This window comes from Rhizobium sp. UBA1881 (assembly GCF_002338015.1).
In the GTDB taxonomy this organism is placed as follows: domain Bacteria; phylum Pseudomonadota; class Alphaproteobacteria; order Rhizobiales; family Rhizobiaceae; genus Rhizobium.
Map to the genome: position 1 here is coordinate 4,209 of NZ_DDHH01000099.1, position 6,716 is coordinate 10,924.

Genomic DNA, 6,716 nt, shown 5'->3' on the forward strand with positions numbered 1-6,716 from the left:
AGGCCCGCCGCCTGTGCCTCGAGATAGGCAAGCCCGTAGGCTTCACCGCAGCCGGGCCACACGTAGATGCCTGATCTTCCAAGGTCCTCAACGATATCGTCAGCACCACGCTCTCCGAGCCAATCGATCCGCCCCGGCTCGAATGTTGCGAAGAGGCGTTCGACCTCACCACGCACCGGACCGTCCCCCACGATCGCGAGCGTCCAACGTTTGTCTCTTATCGTGACCAGCGCTTCGGCGAGCATCGCGTAGCTCTGCATCTTGTCGCCGGCACGCATCATCGCGACCGTGATCAGCCGTGTGGGCTCCGGCACTGACTGGAGGCCTTCAAATGCCGCCGTATCGATGAAAGGGGCGAGTGCCGCGATGTGCGCCTCGGGGATTGCCCGCTCAAGGCCCTCTCGGTCTCGCCGCGTGAAGCCGATATTGACCGCGGCATCCCGAACCATTGCGCCGATCCGCGCCTGATACGGCGCCCAATCGGTCTGATCGCGTTTGGGAGAGTAGGATGCTTCAGCAGTAATCAAGGGTATGCCGAATTCCGCACATAGCACCGGCCCGAACGGATCGACCGACTTGTAATAGGGATGATAGCAGAACCACAGATCGGGCTGGCGTCCGCCCGTCCACTCGGCCCGCAGCCGCTGTAGCTCCAAGGCCGCCTCGCCTTCGACCCTTGCCGCTGCTTCCGGCGTCGATGCGAAACTGCGGAATTCGGATGCGACCTGGACCGTATGGCCGCCCATCTGCAAGGCGCGGATCAGCAGCCGCCCCATCAGCCGGTCACCCGAGGGCACCGGATGGTTGGGCGACTTCAGCGGTGCGTAAAATGCTATGCGCATCTGGTCACACACTTTAAGACGCAGTGTTCAAGACCGGCCCCTGTGCCCGCCGGGCGAAAGTTTGCTATGGTCTTCATCCTTACGGCTTGCTGACGAACATGTGACGTGCACAGACGGTCGAAAGGCGGCAATAAAACTTCAATTACCCTATCACTAATGCAAATGTGATTTGGGTTTCAAGAACGGGATTGAATGGCGAGCGTCGCAGGCAGCAGCATTTTTTCGGAACGCTCGATCAGGCGCGCCAGGCTCGGCTCCGGCCTTGTCATGTTCGCCTTTGCTTTCCTGCATTTTTCCAATCACGCGCTCGGCCTCATTTCGGTTTCTGCAGCGGAAGACGGCAGACGGTTTTTCACCGCACTGTGGCGAAATCCCGTCGGCTCGCTGGCGCTCTATGGCGCGATCTTCACTCATATCGCCCTGGTCTTGCGCTCGATCTATATCCGCCGTAGCCTCGTCATGCCCAAGGGTGAGGCCGCCCAGATCATTCTTGGCCTGGCAATTCCAATCTTGTTGATCGATCACGTGATCGGCACCCGTGTGGTGCACGCTCTATATGGCTATCGCGACAATTACGAAACAATCATGCGCACCCTGTGGATCACCGCGCCTGGCAATGGCTTTCGTCAGGTCGTGGCCCTCGTGGCCGTATGGTTCCACGGTTGCATCGGCCTCCACTACTGGCTGCGGTATCGAAACTGGTACAATGACATCGCCGCCTCGCTGCTGGTCGTAGCCATTCTCGTTCCGGTTCTTGCTATTCTCGGCTTTATCGAAATGGGGCGCACCATTGCCGAGCCGGCCTATGAGGGGATAGCCGACATCGGTCGCTATGAGGCAAACCTCAATTCCCGCTACATGAAGGACCCGCAGGCGATCGCTGAGGTCAGGATGATCCGCACCGGGCTTTATGGCTCCTTCGCAGGAGCGCTTTTTCTTGTCGTCGCGGCCAGAACGCGTCGCCGCTGGAAGGAGCGCGTCGACCAGATCACCGTGCACTATCAAGGCGGGGAAGTGGTGCGTGTGCCGCGCGGCTTCACGGTTCTTGAAGCGAGCAGGCTTGGCGGCATTCCTCATTATTCCGTGTGCGGGGGCAAGGGCCAGTGCTCAACGTGCCGCGTGCAGGTGTTGAGCGATCTTGACGCTCTCCCGTCCCCCGATCGGATGGAGCAATCGACCCTGAAGCGGATAAACGCTGCACCCGATGTCCGGCTTGCCTGTCAGTTGCGCCCGACGCAAGACGTAACGGTGGTGCCACTGTTGCTGCGTGCGGCAGAAGCGGCCCTGCCCGCCAACACACAAGAGACGACACCCGGCCGCGAGCGAGAGATCGCCGTTCTGTTTTGCGACATCCGTGACTTCACCGCGCTAACCGAAGATCGCCTGCCTTTCGATATCGTCTTTTTGCTCAACCGCTACTTCGCCCTGGTCGGCAATGCGGTTGAGAAGGCCGGTGGCCGTATCGATAAATTTATCGGTGATGGTGCAATGGCACTTTTCGGCATAGGAACCACGCCCGAGGAGGCCTGCCGTCAGGCGCTGTCGGCCGCAGCCTCGATTGCACGTGACATCGAGAAGCTGAGCGAGGAGCTGTCGGACGAACTGTCGATGCCGCTGCGCATCGCCATCGGTATCCATACCGGCCCGGCAGTGGTGGGAACGCTGGGTTTTGGCCGCGTTCGCAGCACGACGGCAATTGGCGATATGGTCAACGTCGCAAGTCGCCTAGAGGCTGCAGCAAAGGAATTCGAGGTCGCGCTTGTCGTCTCAGAGCCCGTTGCAATGCTGGCCGGTGCCGACATGGGCGGCATAGAAAGTCGTGAAATCAGCGTCAGAGGCCGCGCACTGCCCTTGAAAGTCTATGTCATTGCACGCGACAAGGCGATCCAACTGCTTGAAGGACAGACCTGATGCCCGCCCAATCGCGGCTAACCGCCAAATACTGGACAAAACGCTGGCGCAAGATGCGCAACGCGATCGCGCGCAAGCTTTTTGACACGCGTACGGGTCGCCGGATCCTCATCGAGAGCATCGGGCCGCGTGTCGTCTCCATGACGGTCGACGCGGGCGACCACCTGATGACCTTTTCTCCCTCAGACTACATTGGCCGCAAGGTGTTTCGCAAAGGCCATTTCGAGCGCGACCACGTTGACCGATTGCTGAATATCCTGCGGCAGCGCTCGATTTTGAAAGATGACAGCTACTTGCTCGAGATCGGTGGCAACATCGGCACCCAGACCGTCTATTTCGCGCTAGCGGGCGCCTATCGACATATCGTCACGATCGAGCCGGACCCGCGCAATTTTCCGCTCCTGCAACAAAACCTGCGTCAAAATCGGCTCGACCACATGGTGACGGCCGTTAATTGCGCAGCCGGCGACATCTCTGGCGAGATCGACTTCTTCATGAACGCCAACAATCACGGCAAGAGCAGCGCGATCCGGCAAAGCCCGAGCGACACCAAGATCAGCGTGCCGGTTCGGTCAGTGACGGAGATCTTGAACGATTTCTCGATCGACCCTGCCGATATCGGCCTGGTCTGGATGGATATCGAAGGATATGAACCTGTCGCGTGCCGATCCATGGGGCCGCTCCTGTCGCGCCGCGTACCGCTTTACATGGAGTTCACACCCAGTTTTTATGGGTCCGAGCAGACCCGCGCTTTCATCGCCATGCTTGCCGGCTTTTACGATCGCTGCCTCGTCTTTTTCGAGACGGGCGCGAAGGAAATGGCCGTCAACGACCTGCCCGGCGACATCGATCAGTACGACGTGCTTTTCCTACCCTGATCAACGGCGGCGGTAGAGGTAGTAGCGGCCTTCCTTGATGCCTGATGGAAGCGGCAGTGGCTCAAGCTCTGGCCGTTCGATCGGCAGGCCGCTGACGGCGACCCCGCCCTTTGCCAAAACGCCAACCATCAGTTGAGGCAGCCACGTCAGCGTTACCGCATCAATTTCATCATGACCGGTGCCGATATCGGCATGCGCGAGTGCAGCACCGATACCAATGAACGCCTGGCCCGATTCGCGGATCTCGCCGGTTACCATGTTCTCGGCCGGCGGCGTCGAGGAGGAATAAGAACGCACCTCGCGATCGAAGGCGACTATGCGGCGATCGGGAAAATGCTCTCGCAGATGATCGTAGGTCCGGCCATTGCCGAGCCCGAATTCGAGCACCGGGCCATCTATTTTTTGAACCAAATCAACGATTGCATTGAGAATATCACGCTGGGCCGTCAAACGGCGAATGAAGCTGTCGAGGCGGCTCATCTGTAACTGTGTCCGATCGTCGTTCTTGAAAGCGGATAAAAAGACATCACGCTTGTGGTATTGATGCCTGACAGCCGTGAGCGCTTTCCGCAAAGCCAGTGGGGCGCGGTTTTGCAGCCACGCGTTCGAAGCATGTGCGTTGGCGACAGAGCTAGCGGCAAAGGTTCAAGCGTGCAAGTCGGTTTGCGCCGACCCAAGGCGGTATCCCGGTTGAGTTCCAATACGCGAGCCAAGGCGGGAGGCAGGGCGGGGTCCAACATAGGATCCAAGCCAGGTTCAAATGACACGGTCGGTTGCCGCTGCGGATCGGATTGAAGCCAGTCACCACGCCTTGCCCGAACGAATTGGCATTGCCGCAGATCCGGCTGTCTGGTCTAAGTTCTAGCATGAACGACATTTCCAATGACAGCTTCTTCCAAAGCGTGCCGATCTTCGATCAGTTCGAGGGTGTGACCGATACGAACAACTATCGGCGTCTTCCCGATGATTGGGTGCTGGCGGTTGCCGATATCGTTGGCTCGACGCAGGCGATCATGGACGGCCGCTACAAGGACGTGAACATGGCGGGTGCCAGCGTCATCTCCGCGGTGCTCAACGCGCTCGCGAAGGGTGACTACCCCTTCGTCTTTGGTGGCGATGGCGCTATCGTCGCCCTTCCCGGCTCGATGGAAAGCGCTGCGCGCCAAGCCCTTGCGGCCGCACAGCGATGGGCTGAAGAAGATTTGCAACTGACGCTGCGTATCGCTCTGGTCCCCATCCGTGACATCAGACGCGAGGGACTGGACGTGCGCGTTGCACGCTATTCGGCAAGTCCCTTCGTGAGCTACGCGATGTTTGCAGGTGGCGGAGGCAGCTGGGCGGAAGGTCAGATGAAAAAAGGCAACTACGCCATCGAACCCGCACCTCCAGGGTCGCGCCCCGATCTGACTGGCCTTTCTTGCCGATGGAACCCGATCCAGTCCCGAAACGGCGAAATCGCGTCGATCATCGTCGTGCCGGGCGTCCATGGCGTGACGCCGCAATTCCGGCAACTGGTCAGCGACGTGGTCGCCATTTCCGCCGAGCAGAGCCGCGATGCACATCCGGTGCCAGCCGACGGCCCCGCTCTCGGCTTCTCGCTGAAAGGCATCAACAGGGAGGCGCACGCGACGGCGCCCCATGCTGGACGGCTCAGGCAGCGCATCATCATCATGCTGCAGATCGCTCTGACTGTGATCCTTCACAAGCTGAACCTGAAGTTTGGAACCTTCGACGCCCGGCTCTACAAGCGTGATGTCGCCGGCAACTCCGACTTTCGCAAGTTCGATGACGGGCTGAAGATGACGATCGACATTGATGCGCATCGCCTCGGCCTCATCCGGACGCTCCTGGAAAAGGCACAGGCCGACGGCACAGCGCGTTACGGCCTACACAGCCAGGCATCGGCACTCATGACCTGTTTCGTGCCGACGCCGCTGTCGCGCGATCATATGCATTTCATCGATGGAGCGAGCGGCGGCTATGCTGTCGCCGCCAGCCAGATAACGGGCAAAACGCTGTCGATCGACGAAGTCACGCCTTGACGATGGTCTCGGCGGTAATCCCGAGCCGCGCGAATACGTTGCGCGTGTCGACGATCAGCGCGCCGCTTTCGGCAAGGCGCTTGTAGTCGACACCGTCGTGATCCGTTGCGATCAGGATCGCGTCATATCCTGCGAGCACCTCATCGGTGAGCGCCACGGACTGACGCCCCTTTAGCGCTTGGTACTCACGCGTTGATGGGATCTGCGGCACATGCGGATCGTGATAATCCGCGCGGCCGCCACGTTCCTCGATCACCTCGATCAGCCGCAGGGACGGGCTCTCGCGAATATCGGCCACGTTCTTCTTGTAGGCAAGGCCGATCATGAGAACGCGCGAACGGCTGAGCGCCTTGCCGACACGGATATCCAGCGCTTCCGCAAGCTTGCCGATCACATAGCGCGGCATCGCCGAGTTGATCTCGCCGGCGAGCTCTATGAAACGCGTGGGAAGTTCGTATTCCCGCGACTTCCAGGTGAGATAAAAGGGATCGATCGGAATGCAGTGACCGCCCAGCCCCGGACCCGGATAGAACGGCATGTAGCCGAACGGCTTGGTCTTGGCCGCATCGATCACTTCCCAGACGTCGATACCCATCGCCGCGTAGACGGTCTTCAGCTCGTTGACGAGCGCGATATTGACGGACCGGAAGATGTTCTCCGTCAGCTTGACGGCTTCCGCGGTGGCATTCGACGACACGGGAACAACTGTCTTCACGGCAGCGCCATAGAAGGCGGACATCAGCGACAGGGCCTCGGCACCATCGCCGGCAACGACCTTGGGGATCGTAGCCGTATTGAAATGCTGGTTGCCAGGGTCTTCGCGCTCCGGCGAAAAGCCGACAAAAAAGTCAGTTCCAGATTTCAGGCCGGTCTTTTCAAGGATGACCTTCACGACATCGTCGGTGGTGCCAGGATATGTGGTCGATTCCAGCACCACCAGCTGGCCCTTGCGCAGATGCTCGCCGATCGTGCGCGACGTCGCTTCGACGAAGGACAAGTCCGGGGCCCGGTGCATGGTGAGCGGCGTCGGCACACAGATGACG

General features: G+C 59.9%; 6 protein-coding genes. 3 read left to right on the top strand and 3 right to left on the bottom strand.

Features of this window, described 5'->3' with window-relative positions; all coding sequences use genetic code 11:
• A partial coding sequence (locus B3605_RS12425; protein WP_296434095.1) for a glycosyltransferase occupies window positions 1-842 on the bottom strand: 842 nt, incomplete at its 3' end.
• A 192-nt stretch (window positions 843-1,034) separates the two neighbouring features.
• On the opposite strand from B3605_RS12425, the gene B3605_RS12430 reads away from it, so the two are divergent.
• Both B3605_RS12430 and B3605_RS12435 read left to right on the top strand, forming a co-directional pair.
• Window positions 1,035-2,753, top strand: a complete 1,719-nt coding sequence (locus B3605_RS12430) for an adenylate/guanylate cyclase domain-containing protein (RefSeq protein ID WP_112944078.1) — start codon at window positions 1,035-1,037, stop codon at window positions 2,751-2,753.
• The gene (locus B3605_RS12435) at window positions 2,753-3,631 is read left to right on the top strand and encodes an FkbM family methyltransferase (RefSeq protein ID WP_296434098.1); all 879 of its coding nucleotides are present in this window, start codon (window positions 2,753-2,755) and stop codon (window positions 3,629-3,631) included. Before B3605_RS12430 ends, B3605_RS12435 begins: the two co-directional genes overlap by 1 nt.
• Here B3605_RS12435 and B3605_RS12440 read toward each other — a convergent pair whose 3' ends face one another.
• Entirely contained in the window at window positions 3,632-4,111 is a 480-nt protein-coding gene (locus tag B3605_RS12440; protein WP_112972824.1) for a class I SAM-dependent methyltransferase, read from the bottom strand.
• Window positions 4,112-4,497: 386 nt separating this feature from the next.
• On the opposite strand from B3605_RS12440, the gene B3605_RS12445 reads away from it, so the two are divergent.
• On the top strand, window positions 4,498-5,673 hold the full coding sequence (locus B3605_RS12445; RefSeq protein WP_113198991.1) for a DUF3095 domain-containing protein: 1,176 nt from the start codon (window positions 4,498-4,500) through the stop codon (window positions 5,671-5,673).
• On the opposite strand, the gene B3605_RS12450 is transcribed toward B3605_RS12445, so the two are convergent.
• The coding region (locus B3605_RS12450; RefSeq protein ID WP_296434103.1) for a nucleotide sugar dehydrogenase at window positions 5,663-6,716 on the bottom strand (1,054 nt) is incomplete at its 5' end. The genes B3605_RS12445 and B3605_RS12450 overlap by 11 nt on opposite strands.

What these genes read in the sequence shown, in the direction of transcription:
- B3605_RS12430 (WP_112944078.1), top strand. Translation starts at nt 1,035, where the DNA reads ATGGCGAGCGTCGCAGGCAGCAGCATTTTTTCGGAACGCTCGATCAGG.
- B3605_RS12435 (WP_296434098.1), top strand. Translation starts at nt 2,753, where the DNA reads ATGCCCGCCCAATCGCGGCTAACCGCCAAATACTGGACAAAACGCTGG.
- B3605_RS12440 (WP_112972824.1), bottom strand. Translation starts at nt 4,111, where the DNA reads ATGAGCCGCCTCGACAGCTTCATTCGCCGTTTGACGGCCCAGCGTGAT.
- B3605_RS12445 (WP_113198991.1), top strand. Translation starts at nt 4,498, where the DNA reads ATGAACGACATTTCCAATGACAGCTTCTTCCAAAGCGTGCCGATCTTC.